A 19,269-nucleotide genomic window follows, 5' to 3' on the forward strand; every position below is an offset into this window, starting at 1 on the left:
TCCTCACTTGCTGCCTGTAGCAGGCGGTATGTCATTAAACCAATTACTCAATCCAGCCCTCGGATTCCATTGCATCGAAACGTCCCAGGTCACCGTTGCGCTGGATGGCTTTTGCCAACCAGCTGGATGGGCCTGAACGTAACTCGTCCTGCAGCGCCGATATCATCTCTTCGATGGTGGCGCCCTCACTCACTTTGACCGGCTGTATGCCCTGGGTCAGCAGTTGCCGTACCGCCGACGCGCCACAGGCACGGCAGTAAACTGCGATACAGTCCTTCAGCAGTTCCAGCTTGGCGGCCAGCTTGTCCTCGTCGTGGGTCAGGTCACCGAATTCAATGACCGTCAGCAAACGCGAGTCTTCCGGATTGACCCCGTAGATAGCGAAAGAACTGGCGGAGCCGAAATGCTGGTTGATCATCTTGCGATCAGAAGTGGCAAACGCCACCCGCAGCATGGCGATATCATCGCCGTCGTCGAGGACCCGTAGCTGTCGCGTGACCTCCGTCATCAGTGCCTCCAGTCATTGGTCGCCATCAACGGAATCTGCTCGGAGGATTTCTGCGCGTAAATCGAGTGATACGGTTGTGTTTCCTGATGGTGGGACAACACGATATTGGCCAGGTCAAACAGCGCCTGGGTAGTACCGCGATAGCCAAACCAGCAGCGCTGGAAGCCACCGACCAGGTCGTACTGCGGGAAGCCGACACGCAGGATGGGAATACCCAGCCGATGTGCGCTCTCCACACCGTGGCTGTTGGCCAGCAGCAACTGGGCACCATTTTCCCGCGCCAGCTTTTCCAGGTCTTCCAGGTCACCCACCTGCACTTCGGCCAGCTCGCTGTTGAGCAATGCGGGTCCCTTGGCAGGCACCACGGCGGCAACGGTCTGCGCGCCCATGGCGCTGATCAGGCGATCGAACCCCACCAGCATGTCGGGATCGGAGGCGATGGCCACTCGTGACAGGCCAATCATGAAATGGGTATCCAGCATGGCGTCCTGCAACTGCCGGCGCTGTTTCTGCCAGCGCGGGGCTACAGGCTCGCCACTGATGTGGGACAGGGTCTGGAACCAGGCATCCACCGCATCCAGACCCAGCAGGTGGCCAAACTGGTAGGCCGGCACACCAGTGCGCTTCTCCAGCAACACCGCCGGCGCCGCCATACTCTCACCCACCGACACGGTCGCTATGCTTTCGCAGGCCGTTGCAACCTCTTCCACCGATACACCACCGGTAGTCAGTGCGTTGTAGTCGCCGTCATCAAGGTGGCCATCAAGCGAGCCTGAGAGATCGGGAATCAGCAACGGACGCAGCCCGAAGCTTTCAATGCTCTCCACCACAAATTCAATGTCGCCCGGGGTCAGGTTTGCCCCGCACAGTACATTCACCTGACGTTTTCGCAGCCCTACCCGCTCGCGCTCTTCCGGTACCAGGGTCTCGATAATCCCGCGCACCGCCAGTGCATAACCACTTTCAAAACTGCCGGCAAAGTCCGGGGTGTTGACCGCAACCACCGCCACATTTTCATATTCGGGGTATTCGAGGCGGAACTCAGCCACCGCGCGCTTGATATCTGCACCCTGGGTTTCCGCGAGACCGGTGGTGCAGAGGCCGATCAGCGAGGGGCTGTTCTTCTCGGCAATCACCCGCAGGGCTTCAACAATATTGTCGTCAGCACCCATTACCGAGCTGACCTGATCCATGGCGGTGGTCTGCAGTGGTACCGGCTCGCGGAAGTGACGCACGAAAAACACCTTGGCAAAGGCGGTACAGCCCTGCGAACCGTGCATCAGAGGCATGGAGCGGGCCACACCCAGGAATGCCAGCGCCGCACCCACGGTCTGACTGGTTTTCAGCGGGCTTACGGAAAGCGGTTTCTTGCGCTTGAGAATCTCGGTCATTGGAGTCACCCGTTGGCAGTTAGAACACCGTTGTCACTGGCAGCCCAGGGCGCGGGACGACGTACCGCCTCCCACACCGGACTCTCCAGGGTCAGCGCCAGCTGACGCACCAGTTCCAGCATGCCGTCGTAGCCGGCATAACCGAACTCACGCTCCTGATTGATATCGAGGAACGGAATGCGCGCCTTCAGCGCTGTGTACATATTGCGGCCACCGGCAATAAGGATATCGGCCTTGTAATCGGCAACGGTCTGCAGCAACACGCGGGGATTACCCTCGTCCAGCATCTTCACATCGTCGCCCATCAGCTCGCGGATGCGCGCCTTGTCTTCTTCGGTGGATTTCTTGGTACCGGTAGCCACCACTTTCATCCCCAGGTCCTGCAGCGCCGAGATAACCGACCAGGACTTCACGCCACCGGTATAGAGCAGCACACGCTTGCCTTCGAGACGCTCACGCCACGGCTCCAATGCCTTGCGAATACGCGCCTCTTCACGTTCGATCAGTGCCTCGGTGCGGGCGGTGAGATCCGGATCATTGATCAGGCGGGCGAAATCCCGCAGTGACTGGGAGGTGTCGGTAATGCCGTAGAAGCTGCCCTCGAACCAGGGGATGTTGTAGGTCTCTTCCATTTTGCGGGCGACGTTGAGCATCGCCTTGGAGCAGACCATCATGTTGACTTCGGCGTGGTGCATGGTCTGCACTTCGTGGAAGCGGGCATCGCCGGAGAGCGTACACAGCACGCGGATACCCAGCTCATCCAGCAGTGGCAGCACATACCAGAACTCCCCGGCGATGTTGTACTCACCCACCAGGTTGACGTCGTGCACCTTGATTCCGGGACGCTGAGCGGATTCAGGCAACGGATCGGGCTCACGGTGACCGATCACATATTTGACCATGGCGTCACCGGCAATGCGGTTACCCAGGTTTTTGGTGCCGTAGAATCCGGCAGCATCCACCGGTACCACTGGCACGTTCCAGCGTTCCTCTGCGGCGCGACAGACGGCATCAACATCGTCGCCGATCAGCGCCGGCACACAGGTGTTGTACACAAACACCGCCGGTGGGCTGTACTCTTCAATGGCCTGCCTGATGGCATGGAACAGCCGCTTTTCAGCACGTCCCATGACAATATCCTGTTCGGTGAGGTCGGTGGTCATGCCGATACGGTAGAGCTGAGCCCCACTGGAGCGGGTGCCGCGGTTGTCCCAGGAACTGCCGGCACAAGCGATGGGGCCGTGAACGATATGGGCTACATCGGCGATGGGCAGCAATGCAATCTGGGCGCCGTCAAAGGCACAGCCGCCCGCCGACGCGCCAGGCTTGGGTTTGGCACAGCCGGATTTGCTTTTCTTGTTGTGCTCGCAGGCCGGTTCATCGAGAAGTTCGGCTATGTCCTTGGCTTTCATGCATGGCTCTCCGGCAACTGGGTACATAAGGCGTTTACTGCTGGAGGTGCAAGACTTGAGCCACAGACATAAGCCCATGTTTTTATTAGGTTTTCAGATCTTAAACAGCTGTAGCCATTACGACACGACACACGCCTTGCAGCAAATACGACAAAGCGTTATTACCCTGCACGACAACAGCGCGCTTTGTCAGCTTCGCCACACACTTGCGCGGCCTGCCGGCACAGCGCCCGCCCGTGCGGGAAATTCGTTTTTATCCATATATTTCATGAAGTTAAAATCAAACAGGTTCGCGACCAACCGTCAAAAGAGATATCTGGCGCGTTGTTTGCCGTTATATACTCAGCGTTATAACGCTTCGTCTGCACCCCGCCCGGCAACGGCGGATAGTGATTGCCGGGGGTGTAGTACAGCTCACTGCAACCGCTTACGCCTAAAGCGTTGCAACGACGGATTCACACATTACCCACGGAGAGCGCCCCATGACGAAGAACACCACACTGGCAGCCTGCCTCACCGGGCTTCTCGGCACACTGGCCATATCGCCTGCCCAGGCGACGGACAAGGCAGTAGCCGATCTGCTGCTGCAGAAAGGAGTGATCAGCGCTGAAGAGCACCGACAATTGCTGCAGTCCCCGCCGCAAGCGCCAGCCCCGGCAAGCAACACTGCCACCATTGATCTGAAACAGGGTCTGAAAATCACCAGCCCCGACAAACGCTACAGCGCCAAAGTCGGAACTTACATGCAGCTGGACACTGCCGCCTATAAAGGGGCCGAAGAGGTGGATCACAACAGTGGTACAGAGATGCGCCGTGGCCGCTTCTACCTGCAGGGTACGCTGGACAAGGATTGGCACTACAAGTTTGAGATGGAACTGTTTGCCGGCAGCGGCACTGAACTGACCGACGGCTATGTGCGTTACAGCGGCCTGGACGCCGCCAACATTACCGCCGGCCACTTCAAGGTACCTTTCAGCCAGGAGCAGCTGATGTCCGCCAGGGAGGTACCGTTTATGGAGCGCTCACTGGCCAACGCCTTTGTCATCTCCCGGGCCCCGGGGGTGATGGTGAGCAGCGGCGGAGACCACTGGTCGGCAGCCGGCATGATCATGGGCGAAAAGCTTTACACCAAAACCGGTGAGGACGAAGGCGGTGGTGTCAGCGGCCGCTTCACCTGGGCCCCCATTGCCAGCAGCGACAGCAGTCTTCACTTTGGACTGGCCGGTCAGTTCCGCGAGCCTACCCAGGCTGTGGGTGGTGAAACCGCCCGCTTCCGCGCCCGTCCCGAATCCCACCAGACCGATGAGTACCTGATTGACACCGGCACCATCGGTGATGTGGACAACTTGCAACTGTACGGCCTGGAAGTGGCCAGCCATTTCGGCAATACCTTCCTGCAGGCCGAGTATTTGCAGGCGGATGTGAATCGCGACAATGACGCCGACCTCTCGTTCAACGGCTGGTACCTGCAAGGTGCCTGGGTGCTGGTGGGTAATCCCCGCACCTACAACGCCGCGACCGGGCTCTATGGCGGTGTCAGCAGTGATTACGCCTTTGGGGCCGGCGGTATAGGTGCCTGGGAGCTGGCCCTGCGCTATTCAACCATGGACCTGAGCGACGCCGACATCGACGGAGGTGTGGAGGAGAACGTCACCATTGGCGTCAACTGGTATCCCACCCGCAACCTGCGCCTGTCCGGCAACTGGGTGCATGTGGTTGATATTGATGGCGGCCCCGCCGATGGCGAATCCCTGCATGCCATTCAGGTGCGCCTGCAGTTCGCCTATTGATAGCCAGCGACTGTATTTCATAACGACATTTTTATTTTTCGTGTGCCAGCCACTGGTGCCCGGGACCAAAGATCACCGCCGGCGACAAAACAAAACGCCGGACAGGAGTAGAACACAATGATGTACCGTCAATTATCAATCATGCTGCTGTGCCTTGGCGCCAGCACCTGCAGCCTCGCCGGCAGCACCCGCATCGCCGTGGCAGCCAACTTCACCGCACCCATGGAAGCCATAACCCACGCTTTTGAAGAGCAGACCGGACACACCGTCAGCGTCAGTTTTGGCTCCTCGGGCAAACTGTTCGCGCAGGTACAGAACGGCGCCCCCTTCGATGCCTTTCTCTCCGCGGATACTGCCAAGCCGGAAGCACTGGTTAACGCCGGGCTGGCCATCAAAGAGAGTCGCTTTACCTACGCGGTCGGCACACTGGCACTCTACGGTGGTGACAGCACCGACGCAAAGAGACTGCTGGAAAGCGGTGATTACAACAAACTCGCTATCGCCAATCCACGCCTCGCTCCCTATGGCGCCGCCGCCATGGAAACACTGCAGGCACTGGGAGTGGCGGACAGCGCAGCCAGCAAGCTGGTTACCGGCGAGAACATCAGCCAGACCTGGCAATTTGTCTTCACCGGCAACGCCGATATCGGCTTTATCGCCCTCTCCCAGATCATCAAAGGTGGGACGCCACCAACCGGCGCCTGGGTGGTGCCCGGCCAGCTGCACTCGCCCATCCACCAGGACGCCGTGCTTCTGGAGAGAGGTAAAGACAATCCTGCCAGTCAGTCGCTGCTCGATTTTCTCAAGGGTGATACTGCCCGGGAGATCATCCAGCGCTACGGCTATGCAACAGTGCAACCTTAATCCCGATAACCATTAAGCCATTTGCCACCGGGAAAGAACCACCGCAGGAGCCACTCAATGCTTTTCTCTGACGCCGACATCACCGCCATCTGGCTCACCACCAAACTGGCATTTGTGGTTACCCTGCTGTTGCTGGTGATCGGCACGCCCATCGCCTGGTGGCTGGCCAACAGTAACAGCCGCTGGAAAAGCCCTGTTAATGCGCTGGTGGCACTGCCCATTGTCCTGCCGCCCAGTGTGCTGGGCTTTTACCTGCTGATTTTCATGGGCCCCAAAGGCCCGTTGGGCGAACTGATCAGCACCCTGGGTCTGGGCACCCTGCCCTTCACCTTTAGCGGTCTGGTGGTGGCTTCGGTGATCTACTCCCTGCCCTTTGTGGTACAGCCTATCCAGAACGCCATTGAAGCTCTCGGCAAGCGGCCCTTCGAAGTAGCGGCCACTTTACGCGCGGGCCCCTGGGATCGCTTCTGGACGGTGTTGCTGCCACAGGCAAGGCCCGGGTTTCTCACCGCCGCCGTCCTGGGTTTTGCCCACACGGTGGGTGAGTTTGGTGTGGTACTGATGATTGGCGGCAACATTCCCGGTGAGACCCAGGTTGTCTCCGTCCGCATCTACGATCATGTGGAAGCACTGGATTACGGCAGCGCCCACGCATTGGCGTTCACCATGGTGGCCTTCTCGTTTGTGGTGCTGCTGGCGCTGTACACCCTTAACCCCCGTGCCGGCTTCACCACCGCCATCAAGTAACTTCCGGGACCAATACTGATTATGAGCATTAACGCCAGGTTTCATTTGCAATACCCGGACTTCTCCCTGCAGGCCGACCTGCAACTTCCCGCCACCGGTGTCAGCGTACTGTTCGGTCATTCCGGTTCCGGCAAAACCACCCTGTTGCGCTGCATCGCCGGTTTACAGCGGGCACAGGAAGGTGAGCTGAGTTTTCGCGGCGAAGTGTGGCAATCCGCCGGTCATTTCCTGCCCACGCATAAGCGTCCCATCGGCTACGTCTTCCAGGAAGCCAGCCTGCTTTCCCACCTGACAGCGCAAGGCAATCTCGACTACGCCATCAAGCGCGCTCCGGTCGTGGATCAGCCAATCCAGTTACAACAGGCGATTGAACTGCTGGGCATTGGGCACCTGCTGAAGCGGCGACCGGAGCAGCTCTCCGGTGGCGAGAGGCAACGGGTGGCCATTGCCCGGGCCCTGTTGATCCAGCCCCAGCTGTTGTTGATGGACGAACCGCTGGCGGCACTGGACACGGCTCGCAAACTGGAGATCCTGCCCTACCTGGAGAAGCTGAAAAGGGAACTGAAACTGCCCATCCTCTACGTCACCCATTCACCGGACGAGGTGGCGAAACTGGCAGACTATCTGGTGGCTATGGAGAATGGCCGCGTGCTCGCCGCAGGGACACTCAGCGACACCCTTGCCAGGCTCGACTTCCCCATCAAGCTCGGCGAAGAGGCCGGTGTTGTGCTGGAAGGTGTGGTCACCGAGCTGGATGCCCAATGGCAGCTGGTAAAGGTTCAGTGCCTCGGTGGCCCCGTATGGCTGCGCGACAGCGGCAATGACCTGCACAGCCTGGTGCGGGTACGAATCCTGGCTCGTGACGTCAGCCTGTCAGCATCCCTGCACAACGACACCAGCATCATCAATGTGCTGCCCGCCGAAGTGACAGACATCAGTGTGGATGAGCACGAAGGGCTGGCGCTGGTGAAGCTCAAAATTACCAGCAGCAGTACCGGCACTGATACCGGCAGCAGCAGTTTTCTTATCTCGCGTGTGACACGCCGCTCGGCACATCTGCTTGGGCTGGAGATCGGCAAGCGGGTGTGGGCACAGATTAAATCTGTTGCTGTGATTTAGTCCCTACTCCGGCACAGCAACGTTGCGGTCCAGCACCCAGCAACGGGGGTTATTGGTAAAACCCAGCGTGCTGTAATAGTCATTGGCCGCTGGCGCTGCCAGCAGGATGATCTTGCACCGCGGCCCCAGCTGCTGCTGTGAAAGTCTCAACAGCTGCTTGCCAATACCCTGTCTCTGGTAAGCACTGGCCACCGCCAGGTCAGAGAGATAGCAGGCGTAGTGGAAATCAGTCAACGATCGCGCCATACCCACCAGCTGCTCTCCCTGCCAGGCAGTAACCACCAGATTACTGCCTGCTATCGCGCCGGCCATACACACCTCATCCTCAACCGGTCGTCTTTCCCCCAGGGTGGAATCGGTGAGCAGGTTGATAAACTGGTCACTGGCGACCGCGGCATTAACCTTGTATTGAATGTCCATGAAAGGGATCCACGATGGATTGACGTTGAATCGACCAACAGACACGCTGCGTGGCGGTGCGCCATCATGCCCTGTCGCTACCGAAGGCGTGTTTGTGCAGTATATTGGTTAATCAAGTCAGTAGCCCCTGCTTTTACCATCGGCTGTCGGTGTCTGGGCAAACCCGTCACCGGCAAGCCCAGAGATTGCAGCACAACCCTGCAGCTGAGGCGAGGGAGCGGACAGCGATTTACCTGAACGCATTCTGCAATGACACCAGCATGGGCCGGATGGTGGTTTCGATTTTGGCCCTGCCCACCTTGTGGGCGATAAACTGCCCCATACCGGTAACTTTCTGGGTGAAGGTGGTATTGCTCAACACCACGTAGCTGCGGTCGTCAGCAGCCTGCTCGATGTAGATCAGGGTATGCATGGCGTCCAGGGAGTGGCTGATATAGAACTTGCGTTCCGCGATCAGCGCCGAGTTATCCCGCTGCTCCAGCATCCAGTGACGCAGGGAAGTGATGCGTTGTCCGTTATCGTTTTCCACCACCAGGAAAAAGTGGTGTTGGTAAGGAGATTTGTCAGTACTTCCCGCTTCCAGCTGCGGATACTCCAGAAAAGCCTGGTAAAAACCGGGCTCCAGCTTACTGACAACTTGCAGGGGCTGCAGCGAACCCGCCAGGTAATCCCCCGCTGCCACCTGCTTGCCATCGATATCATAGGACTCAATGCCGGCCAGTCCCTGTTTTACATAGGCCTCAACGCGACGGGCGAAGAACTCCCGTATGGCGTCGTTCAACGGTTCGAGATCCTTTGGCTCCGCCCGCAGTTCGGCGGCGGCTTGCTGCAACAATCCCAACTCCGCCGTGTTGACGTTGTAGGTTCCGTCAGCGGACGGATTGCGGAACCAGCGCATATTGATGTCATCCCCCGCTGCCACCGTAAACGGCTGCAGGGATCGGCGAATGGTCTCCGGACTGCTGACATCAATGGGTAAGGTGAAGGTATCCGGCAGCGGTTGCTGCAACTGTTGCAGAACCGCCCCCAGGCCGCCGTTAACCTGCGCGGCAAACAGAACCGCAATGGCTGCCGGCTCGGTTTCCAGCGGCGGCATCTCCAGATAGGTGATCTCCCCCTGCTGCACTTCGCTCCAATCCAGGTTCGGCAGGTTGCTGCGCAAGCTGGCCAAATCCAGTTCCGCCCGGGCCATTGCTGTCCCGCAAACCAGAAAAAGTGTGACCAGAACAACGATCCTGTTTCGTGCCATAGCATCCTGCCTTTCGATTGCGCGGTCATCCGTTGTGGGCAACCACTATAGAATTAGAATCACGCCACCAGAGGCGGAGGCGAACCCCGGGCCATTCTGTCCCGCCCCCAGGGGTGGTAGTAACGGTTTTTCAGGGCTTATTCGAGCGTCCAGCGGCCGTCTGCGGTCAGGCAAGCCCCAATTTTCTGACTGGAGTCATTCTTGCCATTTTTGGTGAGTTGAATGGCGAGCTCGCGACAGAGCTTTGCACCCTTGTTAAATTCGCGTTCAACTTCCATAACGATTTTCAGGCTGCGATCGTCATTGTAGTAGACCTGCCTGTCATTCACGGAGGACTGCGCCAGCATCGCGGCCGCCTTGTTCTCCACCAATTGGTAGTCCTCTTTGGACAGCTCCATACTGGCCGGGAACAAGGTTCTGCCAACACCACTCATCAACTGGAAGGGTGCTTTGAAAATTCCGGTCACCAGGCCGGTGACGGCGTTCTCCCCGGCGGAACTGGCAATGGTTTTGGCCTCATCGACGATACCTTCCAGCCGCGTCAGCGTCACCGGTAAGGAGGCACGGATATTCCCGGTTTCCGTCAGTACGTCAGGTACCAACGCCCGATACCCCTCGGACTCCCGTAAAATCGCCGGCAGTTCCCCGCGAATGGCCGCAGACTCCTGCAACACCTGTGGAATGGTCTCGGTGCGGGTAGACTGCCACTCCGCCAGAAGGGGGGGGACCGCCTCCCGGGTTGCCTTTACTTCGTCCAGGATGGGTGGGATCTGCTCCCTGACCAACTCCACCTCCCTCAATATCTCCGGAATCAGGCGGGTGATACTGTCCGCCTGCTCGACCACCGGCTCAATCTGTGCCGAGGTTTGCTGCAGGCTCTCCATAACCGCCGGCAGGTCGCGCACCAGTGTAAGGATGGCATAGCTCAGGTAGGCCAGTGAAGCCGCCAGGCACAGCATGGCCAGTGACGAAATCAGCTTGAGAAGATTGGTGTTCATATCGAGGCTCGGGTATTGAGGCGCAAAGTTTCTCACGCACTCCACGCTCGCCAGCTTAGCACCTGCAGCAGCGGTCAACCAATATTGGCGCCACCCGATGGCGGCTGCAGAGCCGAACAACACCGTCAGTATCAAAACAGAATGCGCTGCGGCTCAATCCGCCAGCAGGATAACGCTGGATGCCTTGAAAAACGCACACACCTCATCGCCTTCGGTCAGGCCCATGGTCCCGACACTGTCATTGGTGATAACCGCGAGGATGGTTTTGCTGCCGCCAATATCAATAGCCACTTCACAGTTCACCGCCCCCGGGTTGATACGCAGGATGCGCCCCTGCAGGCGGTTGCGGGCGCTGATCATCATCTGTGCCGAAGTGCTGAGCATGACCGAGGAAGACTTCACCAGCGCAACAACCACCCTGCCCGGCTCCAGCTGCATCTCCTTGCGACTGGCTTCCGTGACGATAACGTGGATCTGCTGGGTGTCGCTGATGGCCAGCGTCAGCGCGGCATTCACCGCGCCGGGCTCGACCGAGGTTACGACACCACGGTACTGGTTGCGGGCACTGGTTTTGATGGTACCAAGTTGCATGAAGCCGGCGACGTCTTCGAGGCTGTGCACTGCCTGGCCAAGTCGCTGCAGATAGGCCTGGTGTTCCGACTCCATCGCCCGGAAGCCCTGGATCAGTTGCCCGGCGAATGGTGTCAGTCGTGTTCCGCCCCCCTGGCTACCGCCTGCGGAACGCTCCACCAGCGCAGAAGCAGCCATGTTATTCATGGTGTCAATGCGATCCCAGGCGGTCTTGTAACTGACGCCGATAATGCGGGCGGCACCACTGATGGAACCAGCGGTCTGGATCGCCTCCAGCAGCCTCACCTGCTCTGCAGCCAGCTGATTGTGGCCCTGCCCGGCGAGGGTCAGGGAAGCGGACAGCGATGCTGAAGCACCTGTTGCAACGATTTGTCCGGTTGCCGGCGGTCTGCCGGCTGGAGTAACGGTAGGTTTTTTCTCTGACATGGGCGAAGCCGTAGTGGCGCAAAAGTGGCGCAAACCTGAACTTGGTTGGTATCGACAGCCACTAGGTTACAACAGGCAAGCGGGCAATGACCATTAGCCGATGACCATTAACCGATGCCTGCCTGACAGATGCCCGGGGCTTAGCGGCTGGATACACGGGGGCTTCGGCGGCTGGCGGACACACCAGCGAAGCCAACCCTGGCATACTGCCTCCCCACGACCACCAGAACCTGCCGCCCCCCGGTTTACGCCCCGCGGATTACGGGAGCAACGGGGCCGGGCTTCAGAACAAAAAGGAACAGCTGCTCAGCTTCTGCTGCAGGGATGTCTTGATATCGTCAGACAACAGATTGTGGCGTGCCTCCACCGACTCCAGTGTCGCACTCTCGGGCAACGCCAGCCCGCGCAGGCTATTACCACTCACCATCACCTCGAGCAACTTGCCATTGCTGGCCAGATCCAGATCACTGAGGTCGTTGTCATTGGCAAACAGTACTTCCAGCCTGGGGTTGTGAGTCAGGTCCAGCTCAGCCACATCGTTCATAAACAGATGCAACTCCATCAGGTTTGGCAGGCCGGAAAGATCCAGCTCCTCCAACTGATTGTTACCGATAAACAGCAGTTCCAGACTGGTGTTCTGGCTCAGATCAAGCTTGCTGATCTGATTACGGGTCAGGTCCAATTCCCTCAGATTGGTCAGGAACTCGATGCCGCTGACGTCGCGGATACCCTTTTTACGGGCATTGAGTTCTGTCACCTCTTCGGCCTCTGTGACACCCGTGGCCAGAACCGCAGCCTTGAAAGCATCATCCGCAAAGGCGATATCAATCAGTTTCATAAAGTGCTCCTCACGTGTGTTAATCCGGAAACAGCGACCAGCGGCTTCCGCAGTTCACTACTGCTGTTCCGATTCAGCGTACACACTGTTTTGCAATTTCAGCGCCAGCGACACTGCCCCCCGGTAAGCTACCGGGGCGGCATACGAAATCAGGCTCAACAGAATCACATCTGTACAGGCAGCCTCCTGTTTTTAAACTGCTTTTCGACATTCTCTGCATCACTCCCGACTGCAGCAGGCAGGCAAAGGCCGGGCGGGACGGGCGTGGCAACCGCTGTGGCATTCCCGGACACTGGCCGGAATTTGTCGCAAGCGCGACAAAGACCCAAATCAAGGACTCCGCAAAGCTGTGTGATTTCCGACACTGTATGCCGGGCTGCCTGCGTAAGTAACTGATTTCCCGTGCTCTGCTCGCCGAAGAATGTGATTAAAAAGCGGCCCGCTCCTTGCAACCTACCCAATGCACAACCTTATGAGTCATGTTGATAACTGCTATCTGTGCTTGTGATTTCAGGGACCCGGCGTCTTTGATGATCGTAGCAGCAGAGGCATTAGAGAGAGCTGTCGGGAGCCTTGCATGTACATCTGCGTCTGTCACGGAGTCACTGATCTGCATATAGACCAGGCTGTCACTGAAGGCGCCAGCTGCATGCGAGACCTGCGGGAAAACCTGAAAGTGGCAACGCAGTGCGGTCGCTGTGCCTCCTGCGCCCGCGATCAACTGCACTCTTCCCTGCAACAGTGTGCCAAAAGCCACGCCAGGGCAGATGCAAGGCAGCAGAACAACATCACTCCCCTGACTCAGAAGATTGCCGCTACCGCAAGCCTGACTGCCAGTGACAACTTGCAGTTGGCCGGCACCTGACACCCGACCCGGTGTCAACGGAGGGCGCCACAAGCGCCCCCCAACCCAGGTCGCACCGACCGCCTGCCCCGGCAGGCCGCCAACAAAAACCGCGACCGGGATGACTGACTATTGATTAACGGAGTTCACCTGTTTAGCGAGCGCACTGTAGCCAGGCATCACTGTCCCTTGCTGTGAAAAGGGTATTGACCAGCATTACCGTGAACCTGATGACCTAACACTGAGGAATGATTATGCGCCCTTCTCCGATTCACACCAGCACTGGTGTTGCGGCAGCTGTGCCGCAGGAAGAACACAGCCAGCCACCCGCCACAACTGGCGCCGGCGCCGAAGCCGGTTACAGCCTCGGCGACGCCGAGATGGATCACAGTCACGACGAGTTCATGCAGCTGGCCCAACAGGCCGCCAGCGCGCAACCCGCCGAGTTTGCGCCGGCGCTGCAGCAGCTGTTGCAACATACCCAGGAGCACTTCGAGAAAGAAGAGTTGCGTATGCACAGCTCTGATCATCGCCTGCTGAATGAACACCGGGCTGAACACCAGCGCATTCTGGGTGACATGGAGCGCTTCTGCCAGCGGGCCCGGGCCGGCCGCAGCACCATGGCCCGGGCCTGGGTTCGGGACAATCTGCTGGATTGGTTTTCCGCCCATGTTAAAACCATGGACAGCGCGCTGGCAGCGCACCTGACCGATGACAGCAGCGACCACGGGTAACCCTCAGATCGGGGAATGTCCTTGGTCGCCTGTGCCGGGCTATTTTGACCGGCCCCTTGACCGGGCCCCATTCTGCGGGAGTGCACTGACAGGAGCGCACAGGCACAGGCCGGAATAGTTATCCGGAGGCGCCTCACCCGGTCATAGTCCGGGCGAGGGCTCCACCGAAGGGTCAGGATTTGAGACAGGTTGGACAGAAATCCACGTGGTTGTGCAAACCCAGCGCCTTGTTAAGGGGAGCCTGCGCATTGCCGTACGACCCCAGGTAACGGGTTGCGTCGATCTTGCTTTGCAGGTCAGCACAATTTTTTTCATGCACCTGAAAGCTGGCAGGTTGGGTAGCAAGAGGTTCCAGGAAATATTCAGCCATGATTGTGTTCCTTTTGGTTATGGACACCGGCGTTTCACCCTGATCCGGGCAGCGGGTGTCTATCAACATGAGATGGACTATCACAGTCGATTCACAACGGTTCCGCCCGGCGGCTACGGCGAATCGAATCAGCACTGTGAGTGTTGCCAGATACGTACCAGCAGTACGCGAACAAAATCGGTTGAGAATTCTGCAGAAAATCAATCAGTTAGAAAGGACCAATAGAAGCAGCAATTTTTTGATCTGTATCAAGGTAAATTCTATGACACTGATTTGTGACCCTTCGTCGCAAACGCTACACACCGGAGAGAACCGATGTCCGAATTACTGATCGCCGTCGCCGTTGATCCCAACGGCCAATTGTCACCCCACGCCGGTCGCGCACGGCACTGGCGGGTCTTCGCGCTGCCATCCAGCGCCTCTATTCCGGAACCTGTGTGGGAGATCGCCCTGACATCCAGCGGCACCCTCCACGAATGGCATGTGCGCGGCGACGGCAACCGCCACCCGCTGCACAGTGTGGACATTGCTATTGCCGGTTCCGCCGGTGACGGCGTAATACGCCGCCTGGCCGACCGTGAGGTGCAGTTGATTACCACCGCCGAGACCGACCCGATGCTGGCCCTCACCGGCTACCTGCGCGGCGACCTGCCCGCCGGTGGCGGGCACGACGAGAGCACCTGCCTGGACCCTCACAACCACCAAACCCGTCAAGCCGGTTATTGAAAAGGAATCTACATGCCAACCCCCACTACCTTGCAATGGATCAGCAACCACGGCTTTGACGCAGACAACATCAACGCCCCGGGTCGCCACAATGACACTCCCCTGATGCTGGCTTGCCGACAGGGTGAGCACGACATCGCCAGCGACCTGATCAAGGCCGGCGCCAATGTCTTGCACCGCAATATGGACGGCACCGATGCCCTCTGGGCCTGTGTCGTCTCCGACAGCTTTGAGCTGGCAACAGAACTGCTCGCCGCCGGAGCCGATATCAACAACCAGAACGATAACGGGGCCAGTGTACTGATGTACGCCTCCTCTGCGGGCAAGGACCGCTGGGTCAGTTTTTTGTTGCAACAAGGCGCGGATACCCGCCTGAAATCGCTGGACGATTTTTCTGCACTGGAGCTGGCCAGCACCATTGGTTGCCTGCGGCTGCTGAAAGCCGCAACACGGGATCTGTCGGCGCAGGCATCCTGAACCCGCACCCGCCCGCCGTTTGCGAAGAGTCTGTTCGCAACGGCGTGCGCGGCGCCACTTTTATCGCGAGGTGCCCTGTGCTACGCCGCAGAAATATCGCCTCCCCCCATGGCGTTGAGCCAACTTCCTCCGTATCCTGAGTTTCCCCGGACCAATGACTAACGGCTGACGCAACCAGCCCCCTGTCCGCCTCTTGCATAACCTGCCCCCGGAGCCCTGACGATGGATAAAATCGAATTTTCCAGAGAAGAAAGGGAGATCATGATCCAGAAGGTCAAATTCTACTTTCGGGAAGAGATGCATCAGGAGATTGGCAACTTTGACGCTGAATTTCTTATCGATTTCTTTGCGGGGGAGATGGGCGGCTTTTTCTACAACCGGGGCCTGTACGACGCCGAAACCATGATCTCGGAAAAAGTATCCGAGATATCCGATCTGCTGCTGCAGCTGGAAAAGCCGGTTTCAATCGGCAACAAGACCTGAATTTGAATTAACCGCAATCTGGTCCTACATTTCCTGTCAGGCCCTGCTGTTACAACCATGCGGCACTTCAACTGCCGCGGAGGCACAGCCAGGTCCTGCCCATTCCGTCCCCTTCAGCTTCCGAGGTATGCCAGTATGAACAGCCAGCAGATCCATCTGGTCTCACGCCCTGCAGGGGTACCATCACAGGCGAATTTCAAGCTGGTCGAAGTGGCATTGCCTGACCTGAAAGACGGCGAAGTACTGGTGAAAAACACCTGGATGTCGGTCGACCCCTATATGCGGACGCGCATGATTGACCGCAAATCCTATATCCCGCCGTTCGAGCTGAATGCCGTGATGGATGGTGGCGCCATCGGCGAAGTGGTGGAGTCCCGCAACCCGAGGTTTCCCGTCGGTGCCAAAATCAGCCATATCAGTGGCTGGCGTACCGCCTTTATCAGCGACGGCCAGGATTTCACCCTACTGCCGGATGTGCCCCTGCCCGACCAGTATTTCCTTGGGGTAATGGGCATGACAGGCTTAACCGCCTGGGTCGGGCTTATCAAAGTGGCGCATCTGAAACCCACCGATACGGTGTTTGTGTCAGCAGCCTCCGGTGCTGTCGGCAGTGTGGCCTGCCAGATCGCCAAACTCTGCGGCTGCCGCGTGATTGGCTCGGTCGGGTCTGACGAAAAGGCCGAACTGGTCAAATCCATGGGGGTCGATGCGGTGATCAACTACAACAAGGTGGACGACCTAACCCAGGCGCTGCAGGCTGCGGCGCCGGAGGGAATCGATGTCTATTTCGAGAACGTGGGTGGCGACCATCTGCAGGCGGCATTAAATGTGATGAACGACTACGGCCGTATTCCGGTGTGCGGCATGATCGCTGATTACAACGCCGATACGCCCCAGCCTGGCCCCACCAACCTGTTGTTCATCACTATGAAAAAGCTGACCCTGCAGGGCTTTATCGTGATGGATTATTTTGATCAGTTCGAGGAGTTTGCCAGCCAGATGGCGCCCTGGATTGCCGAGGGAAAGGTGAAATCCGAAGAGACAGTTTATGAGGGTATCGATCACGCCGTCGACGCATTTCTTGGTCTGTTCGACGGTAAAAACAGGGGCAAGATGCTGGTCAAGCTTTAACCCGCGGGGTTAACTGCTCTCAAACCTCTTCCCGCAACCGCTGCTGCACCGCATCACGCACTTCCGGGTCCGAATCCTCCTGCAACGCGCACAGTGCCTCCAGCGGGGCATTCATGACTGCCGTGAGCCGGACCGTCCAATCCTCATCCTGCAACAACGGCACCACCGAAGGACCCTCCAGGCGATCGGCAACAATGCGCCGCACTTCCGGTTCGGGGTCGTAGATCATCAACGCCAGGGTCTCTTCCGGCAGCCGGCGGGCCACAAACTTGCGAACCTGACGATCTTCATCACGGATAAAGCGGAACAGACGGCCTGGGGGCACGCGTTGAGCTACGTAGGCTCGCACCAGATAGTCGGAATCCGTAGCCAAACGCTCCAGCTGATCCACCGGCAGGCGGTCAGCCACGGTAATACGAACCTCCCGATCCTCATCGTTGATGAGTTCAATCAGACGTTCCCGCGGCAGGCGGTAGGCTACGGCGCGGCGCACGGCCTCATCGGGATCACGGATCAGCTCGTCCAGCTTCTCCACCGGCAGGTAGCGGGCAGAGATGGCGCGACGCTCCCAGAAGCTGTCGGCAATATAGTCCACCGCCAGCTCCGGATTACGACGAAAGAAACGGTCGATCTGGCGACCACTGTCAACGGCAACACAGGCGTCACCGGGTACACACCGACCTGTCGGCAACAGATCCACACTGAAGCGGCAGGCCAGACAATCGGCGCGTGGCGTCAGGTCACCATCGCAGTAGTCGTCGCGACTCATAATCCAGGTCCGTACATCACATTTCGGTACACAAGAGCCCTATAAACAGGAGCCCTATCATCAAGAGTCCCATAGCCAAAAGCCCCTTGGATTACTCCTCAATCACTTCCGCCAGTACCAGTCCGGAAGCCAATTCCGGATCGGGGGTCAGTGTCGAGCAGTGGTCAGCAGAGCTGACCAGGTAGACATTAAAGCCTTCGCAGCTTTTAAACGGCCTTGAAGCATTCATGTCGTCATCCATGCAGTAGGTGAAGTGAGTGTCGTCGTACGTCTGACGCAGCATGGCGACACAGCTTTCATCCAGTCCCCGCTGACTCACCAGCGAAACAATTTCGTCAATCCGGGCCTCGTTGAGCATACTCACACCTCTTCTTCCAGCTCGTCTTCCGCTTCTTCACTCAGGGATGGCACCAGGCCCATGGCCTTCGCCAGCCACGGTGGTGGCGTACCACCCAATACCCGTTGCAAATCGGCCATCATCTCTGGCGCTGGTCTGGCCTGTGGCAACTTCATGGGGTGCAACCCGGCGCGAACAACTTTAGCCACCGCCGGCCCACCGATGGAGGAGGTGCACAGCACATGACAGTCCGCAATCAGGTCTGCACGCGCCTTGTTCTTGTCCGCTTCAGGGTCAATGGCCGGTACACTGCGGATATCAATCAGACGCACCTCTTCCGCTGAAACCTGGTAAACTAGGAAACGGGTACAGGAGCCGAAATGACCATCAATCTGGTCACCACGATTGGAGCTGCAGGCGATACGAATGGAGGCAGGCATATCGCCATCCTCGTAGTCGAGGATTTCCGGCAGGGGTTCGGCAGCCAGTTCAAAGCCCCGTCCCTTGAGGTAGTTGACGGCTTTCTTGAGCTGCTCGTCGGTGGCATTTTCCAGCTGTCCATTGGCAGCGGCCAGCAACCGTGCCTTACGCAGCTTGGACAGTTTCGCCAGTGTCAGCGGCGCTCCCAGAGCCTGCAGCAGGATCTTGAGGAGCAAACCGGCGTTGGTATCGGGCAACTCGCGGGCAGCGAGACCCACCCGCAAGGCGACATCTTCGCTAATTGGAGCTGCACTCATGTCACCCCTCCCCGGCCCGCTTGGCCCGCAGGGTGATGGGCAGCCGTGGTGGTTCTGACAGAGGCTCGATGTAATAGGCGGAGCCATCAGCCAGGGTGAACTCACCACCCCATTTGTCTTCACTGTCGTGCTCGATTGCGACGACGGTCTCCTCCAGGTCCTTTTTGGGCACGTAGAGGGTCATCTTGCCGGCCTGGTCTTTGCGTATCATCACGCTGGGCATTGTCACTTACTCCTGGGTTACGGATTGGTGCAGTTGCGCACCCGTGCAAATACAGAAACGACTGCAACCCGCAGCCACCACCCTT

General features: G+C 58.5%; 23 protein-coding genes. 10 read left to right on the top strand and 13 right to left on the bottom strand.

Annotated features, from left to right (window positions below):
- Positions 1 to 43 precede the first annotated feature (43 nt).
- The 3 genes from GSF27_RS03870 to nifE are packed head-to-tail and all read right to left on the bottom strand — an operon-like array spanning position 44 to position 3,311.
- Entirely contained in the window at positions 44 to 508 is a 465-nt protein-coding gene (locus tag GSF27_RS03870) for a NifB/NifX family molybdenum-iron cluster-binding protein (RefSeq protein ID WP_160965884.1), read from the bottom strand.
- Positions 508 to 1,899, bottom strand: a complete 1,392-nt coding sequence (gene nifN / locus GSF27_RS03875) for a nitrogenase iron-molybdenum cofactor biosynthesis protein NifN (protein WP_160965886.1) — start codon at positions 1,897 to 1,899, stop codon at positions 508 to 510. The genes GSF27_RS03870 and nifN overlap by 1 nt, the downstream gene beginning before the upstream one ends.
- Positions 1,900 to 1,904: 5 nt before the next feature.
- Positions 1,905 to 3,311, bottom strand: coding sequence for a nitrogenase iron-molybdenum cofactor biosynthesis protein NifE (gene nifE / locus GSF27_RS03880; RefSeq protein ID WP_160965888.1), 1,407 nt, complete (start codon positions 3,309 to 3,311; stop codon positions 1,905 to 1,907).
- A 482-nt stretch (positions 3,312 to 3,793) separates the two neighbouring features.
- On the opposite strand from nifE, the gene GSF27_RS03885 reads away from it, so the two are divergent.
- From GSF27_RS03885 to modC, 4 genes are all read left to right on the top strand, one after another.
- The gene (locus GSF27_RS03885; RefSeq protein WP_160965890.1) at positions 3,794 to 5,101 is read left to right on the top strand and encodes an OprO/OprP family phosphate-selective porin; all 1,308 of its coding nucleotides are present in this window, start codon (positions 3,794 to 3,796) and stop codon (positions 5,099 to 5,101) included.
- Between the two features lie 117 nt (positions 5,102 to 5,218).
- Complete coding sequence (modA, locus tag GSF27_RS03890; protein WP_202410257.1) at positions 5,219 to 5,965, top strand: molybdate ABC transporter substrate-binding protein; 747 nt, start codon at positions 5,219 to 5,221, stop codon at positions 5,963 to 5,965.
- A gap of 57 nt (positions 5,966 to 6,022) precedes the next feature.
- Positions 6,023 to 6,712, top strand: coding sequence for a molybdate ABC transporter permease subunit (gene modB, locus GSF27_RS03895; protein ID WP_160965892.1), 690 nt, complete (start codon positions 6,023 to 6,025; stop codon positions 6,710 to 6,712).
- 21 nt (positions 6,713 to 6,733) lie between these two features.
- Complete coding sequence (modC, locus tag GSF27_RS03900; protein ID WP_202410258.1) at positions 6,734 to 7,831, top strand: molybdenum ABC transporter ATP-binding protein; 1,098 nt, start codon at positions 6,734 to 6,736, stop codon at positions 7,829 to 7,831.
- A 3-nt stretch (positions 7,832 to 7,834) separates the two neighbouring features.
- Here modC and GSF27_RS03905 read toward each other — a convergent pair whose 3' ends face one another.
- The 5 genes from GSF27_RS03905 to GSF27_RS03925 form a co-directional block, all read right to left on the bottom strand.
- Positions 7,835 to 8,251, bottom strand: coding sequence for a GNAT family N-acetyltransferase (locus GSF27_RS03905; protein WP_160965894.1), 417 nt, complete (start codon positions 8,249 to 8,251; stop codon positions 7,835 to 7,837).
- A gap of 229 nt (positions 8,252 to 8,480) precedes the next feature.
- A complete protein-coding gene (locus tag GSF27_RS03910) occupies positions 8,481 to 9,422 on the bottom strand; it encodes a hypothetical protein (protein ID WP_160965896.1) in 942 nt (313 codons plus the stop codon).
- A 215-nt stretch (positions 9,423 to 9,637) separates the two neighbouring features.
- Positions 9,638 to 10,498: a hypothetical protein gene (locus GSF27_RS03915; RefSeq protein ID WP_160965898.1), complete on the bottom strand. Its 861-nt coding sequence runs from the start codon at positions 10,496 to 10,498 to the stop codon at positions 9,638 to 9,640.
- A gap of 153 nt (positions 10,499 to 10,651) precedes the next feature.
- A complete protein-coding gene (locus GSF27_RS03920; protein ID WP_160965900.1) occupies positions 10,652 to 11,515 on the bottom strand; it encodes a TOBE domain-containing protein in 864 nt (287 codons plus the stop codon).
- Positions 11,516 to 11,798: 283 nt separating this feature from the next.
- Positions 11,799 to 12,353, bottom strand: a complete 555-nt coding sequence (locus GSF27_RS03925) for a hypothetical protein (RefSeq protein WP_160965902.1) — start codon at positions 12,351 to 12,353, stop codon at positions 11,799 to 11,801.
- 577 nt (positions 12,354 to 12,930) lie between these two features.
- Here GSF27_RS03925 and GSF27_RS03930 point away from each other — a divergent pair.
- Entirely contained in the window at positions 12,931 to 13,218 is a 288-nt protein-coding gene (locus GSF27_RS03930; protein WP_160965904.1) for a (2Fe-2S)-binding protein, read from the top strand.
- Positions 13,219 to 13,451: 233 nt separating this feature from the next.
- Complete coding sequence (locus GSF27_RS03935; RefSeq protein WP_160965906.1) at positions 13,452 to 13,931, top strand: bacteriohemerythrin; 480 nt, start codon at positions 13,452 to 13,454, stop codon at positions 13,929 to 13,931.
- A gap of 172 nt (positions 13,932 to 14,103) precedes the next feature.
- On the opposite strand, the gene GSF27_RS03940 is transcribed toward GSF27_RS03935, so the two are convergent.
- Positions 14,104 to 14,301, bottom strand: a complete 198-nt coding sequence (locus GSF27_RS03940; protein WP_160965908.1) for a hypothetical protein — start codon at positions 14,299 to 14,301, stop codon at positions 14,104 to 14,106.
- A 315-nt stretch (positions 14,302 to 14,616) separates the two neighbouring features.
- On the opposite strand from GSF27_RS03940, the gene GSF27_RS03945 reads away from it, so the two are divergent.
- The 4 genes from GSF27_RS03945 (at position 14,617) to GSF27_RS03960 (ending at position 17,118) form a co-directional block, all read left to right on the top strand.
- Positions 14,617 to 15,027: a nitrogen fixation protein gene (locus tag GSF27_RS03945; protein WP_160965910.1), complete on the top strand. Its 411-nt coding sequence runs from the start codon at positions 14,617 to 14,619 to the stop codon at positions 15,025 to 15,027.
- Positions 15,028 to 15,039: 12 nt separating this feature from the next.
- Positions 15,040 to 15,504, top strand: a complete 465-nt coding sequence (locus GSF27_RS03950) for an ankyrin repeat domain-containing protein (RefSeq protein WP_160965912.1) — start codon at positions 15,040 to 15,042, stop codon at positions 15,502 to 15,504.
- 222 nt (positions 15,505 to 15,726) lie between these two features.
- Positions 15,727 to 15,987: a DUF2164 domain-containing protein gene (locus GSF27_RS03955; RefSeq protein ID WP_160965914.1), complete on the top strand. Its 261-nt coding sequence runs from the start codon at positions 15,727 to 15,729 to the stop codon at positions 15,985 to 15,987.
- A gap of 135 nt (positions 15,988 to 16,122) precedes the next feature.
- Complete coding sequence (locus GSF27_RS03960; protein WP_160965916.1) at positions 16,123 to 17,118, top strand: NADP-dependent oxidoreductase; 996 nt, start codon at positions 16,123 to 16,125, stop codon at positions 17,116 to 17,118.
- Between the two features lie 19 nt (positions 17,119 to 17,137).
- Here the strand turns inward: GSF27_RS03960 and GSF27_RS03965 are convergent, their stop codons facing one another.
- The 4 genes from GSF27_RS03965 to nifT form a co-directional block, all read right to left on the bottom strand.
- Positions 17,138 to 17,887 carry a 4Fe4S-binding leucine-rich repeat protein gene (locus tag GSF27_RS03965; protein WP_160965918.1) on the bottom strand — a complete coding sequence of 250 codons (750 nt, stop codon included), beginning with the start codon at positions 17,885 to 17,887 and terminating at the stop codon, positions 17,138 to 17,140.
- Between the two features lie 91 nt (positions 17,888 to 17,978).
- Positions 17,979 to 18,245, bottom strand: a complete 267-nt coding sequence (locus GSF27_RS03970) for a DUF6129 family protein (protein ID WP_160967480.1) — start codon at positions 18,243 to 18,245, stop codon at positions 17,979 to 17,981.
- A gap of 2 nt (positions 18,246 to 18,247) precedes the next feature.
- On the bottom strand, positions 18,248 to 18,961 hold the full coding sequence (locus GSF27_RS03975) for a NifB/NifX family molybdenum-iron cluster-binding protein (protein WP_160965920.1): 714 nt from the start codon (positions 18,959 to 18,961) through the stop codon (positions 18,248 to 18,250).
- A 1-nt stretch (position 18,962) separates the two neighbouring features.
- Positions 18,963 to 19,184: a putative nitrogen fixation protein NifT gene (nifT, locus tag GSF27_RS03980; RefSeq protein ID WP_160965922.1), complete on the bottom strand. Its 222-nt coding sequence runs from the start codon at positions 19,182 to 19,184 to the stop codon at positions 18,963 to 18,965.
- Positions 19,185 to 19,269 lie beyond the last annotated feature (85 nt).

Source organism: Pseudomaricurvus sp. HS19 (assembly GCF_009857815.1).
Classification (GTDB): Bacteria; Pseudomonadota; Gammaproteobacteria; order Pseudomonadales; family Cellvibrionaceae; genus Pseudomaricurvus.

Coding starts and splice junctions, on each gene's coding strand:
- GSF27_RS03870 (WP_160965884.1), bottom strand. CDS start 508: ATGACGGAGGTCACGCGACAGCTACGGGTCCTCGACGACGGCGATGAT.
- nifN (WP_160965886.1), bottom strand. CDS start 1,899: ATGACCGAGATTCTCAAGCGCAAGAAACCGCTTTCCGTAAGCCCGCTG.
- nifE (WP_160965888.1), bottom strand. CDS start 3,311: ATGAAAGCCAAGGACATAGCCGAACTTCTCGATGAACCGGCCTGCGAG.
- GSF27_RS03885 (WP_160965890.1), top strand. CDS start 3,794: ATGACGAAGAACACCACACTGGCAGCCTGCCTCACCGGGCTTCTCGGC.
- modA (WP_202410257.1), top strand. CDS start 5,219: ATGATGTACCGTCAATTATCAATCATGCTGCTGTGCCTTGGCGCCAGC.
- modB (WP_160965892.1), top strand. CDS start 6,023: ATGCTTTTCTCTGACGCCGACATCACCGCCATCTGGCTCACCACCAAA.
- modC (WP_202410258.1), top strand. CDS start 6,734: ATGAGCATTAACGCCAGGTTTCATTTGCAATACCCGGACTTCTCCCTG.
- GSF27_RS03905 (WP_160965894.1), bottom strand. CDS start 8,251: ATGGACATTCAATACAAGGTTAATGCCGCGGTCGCCAGTGACCAGTTT.
- GSF27_RS03915 (WP_160965898.1), bottom strand. CDS start 10,498: ATGAACACCAATCTTCTCAAGCTGATTTCGTCACTGGCCATGCTGTGC.
- GSF27_RS03920 (WP_160965900.1), bottom strand. CDS start 11,515: ATGTCAGAGAAAAAACCTACCGTTACTCCAGCCGGCAGACCGCCGGCA.
- GSF27_RS03925 (WP_160965902.1), bottom strand. CDS start 12,353: ATGAAACTGATTGATATCGCCTTTGCGGATGATGCTTTCAAGGCTGCG.
- GSF27_RS03930 (WP_160965904.1), top strand. CDS start 12,931: ATGTACATCTGCGTCTGTCACGGAGTCACTGATCTGCATATAGACCAG.
- GSF27_RS03935 (WP_160965906.1), top strand. CDS start 13,452: ATGCGCCCTTCTCCGATTCACACCAGCACTGGTGTTGCGGCAGCTGTG.
- GSF27_RS03940 (WP_160965908.1), bottom strand. CDS start 14,301: ATGGCTGAATATTTCCTGGAACCTCTTGCTACCCAACCTGCCAGCTTT.
- GSF27_RS03945 (WP_160965910.1), top strand. CDS start 14,617: ATGTCCGAATTACTGATCGCCGTCGCCGTTGATCCCAACGGCCAATTG.
- GSF27_RS03950 (WP_160965912.1), top strand. CDS start 15,040: ATGCCAACCCCCACTACCTTGCAATGGATCAGCAACCACGGCTTTGAC.
- GSF27_RS03955 (WP_160965914.1), top strand. CDS start 15,727: ATGGATAAAATCGAATTTTCCAGAGAAGAAAGGGAGATCATGATCCAG.
- GSF27_RS03960 (WP_160965916.1), top strand. CDS start 16,123: ATGAACAGCCAGCAGATCCATCTGGTCTCACGCCCTGCAGGGGTACCA.
- GSF27_RS03965 (WP_160965918.1), bottom strand. CDS start 17,887: ATGAGTCGCGACGACTACTGCGATGGTGACCTGACGCCACGCGCCGAT.
- GSF27_RS03970 (WP_160967480.1), bottom strand. CDS start 18,245: ATGCTCAACGAGGCCCGGATTGACGAAATTGTTTCGCTGGTGAGTCAG.
- GSF27_RS03975 (WP_160965920.1), bottom strand. CDS start 18,961: ATGAGTGCAGCTCCAATTAGCGAAGATGTCGCCTTGCGGGTGGGTCTC.
- nifT (WP_160965922.1), bottom strand. CDS start 19,184: ATGCCCAGCGTGATGATACGCAAAGACCAGGCCGGCAAGATGACCCTC.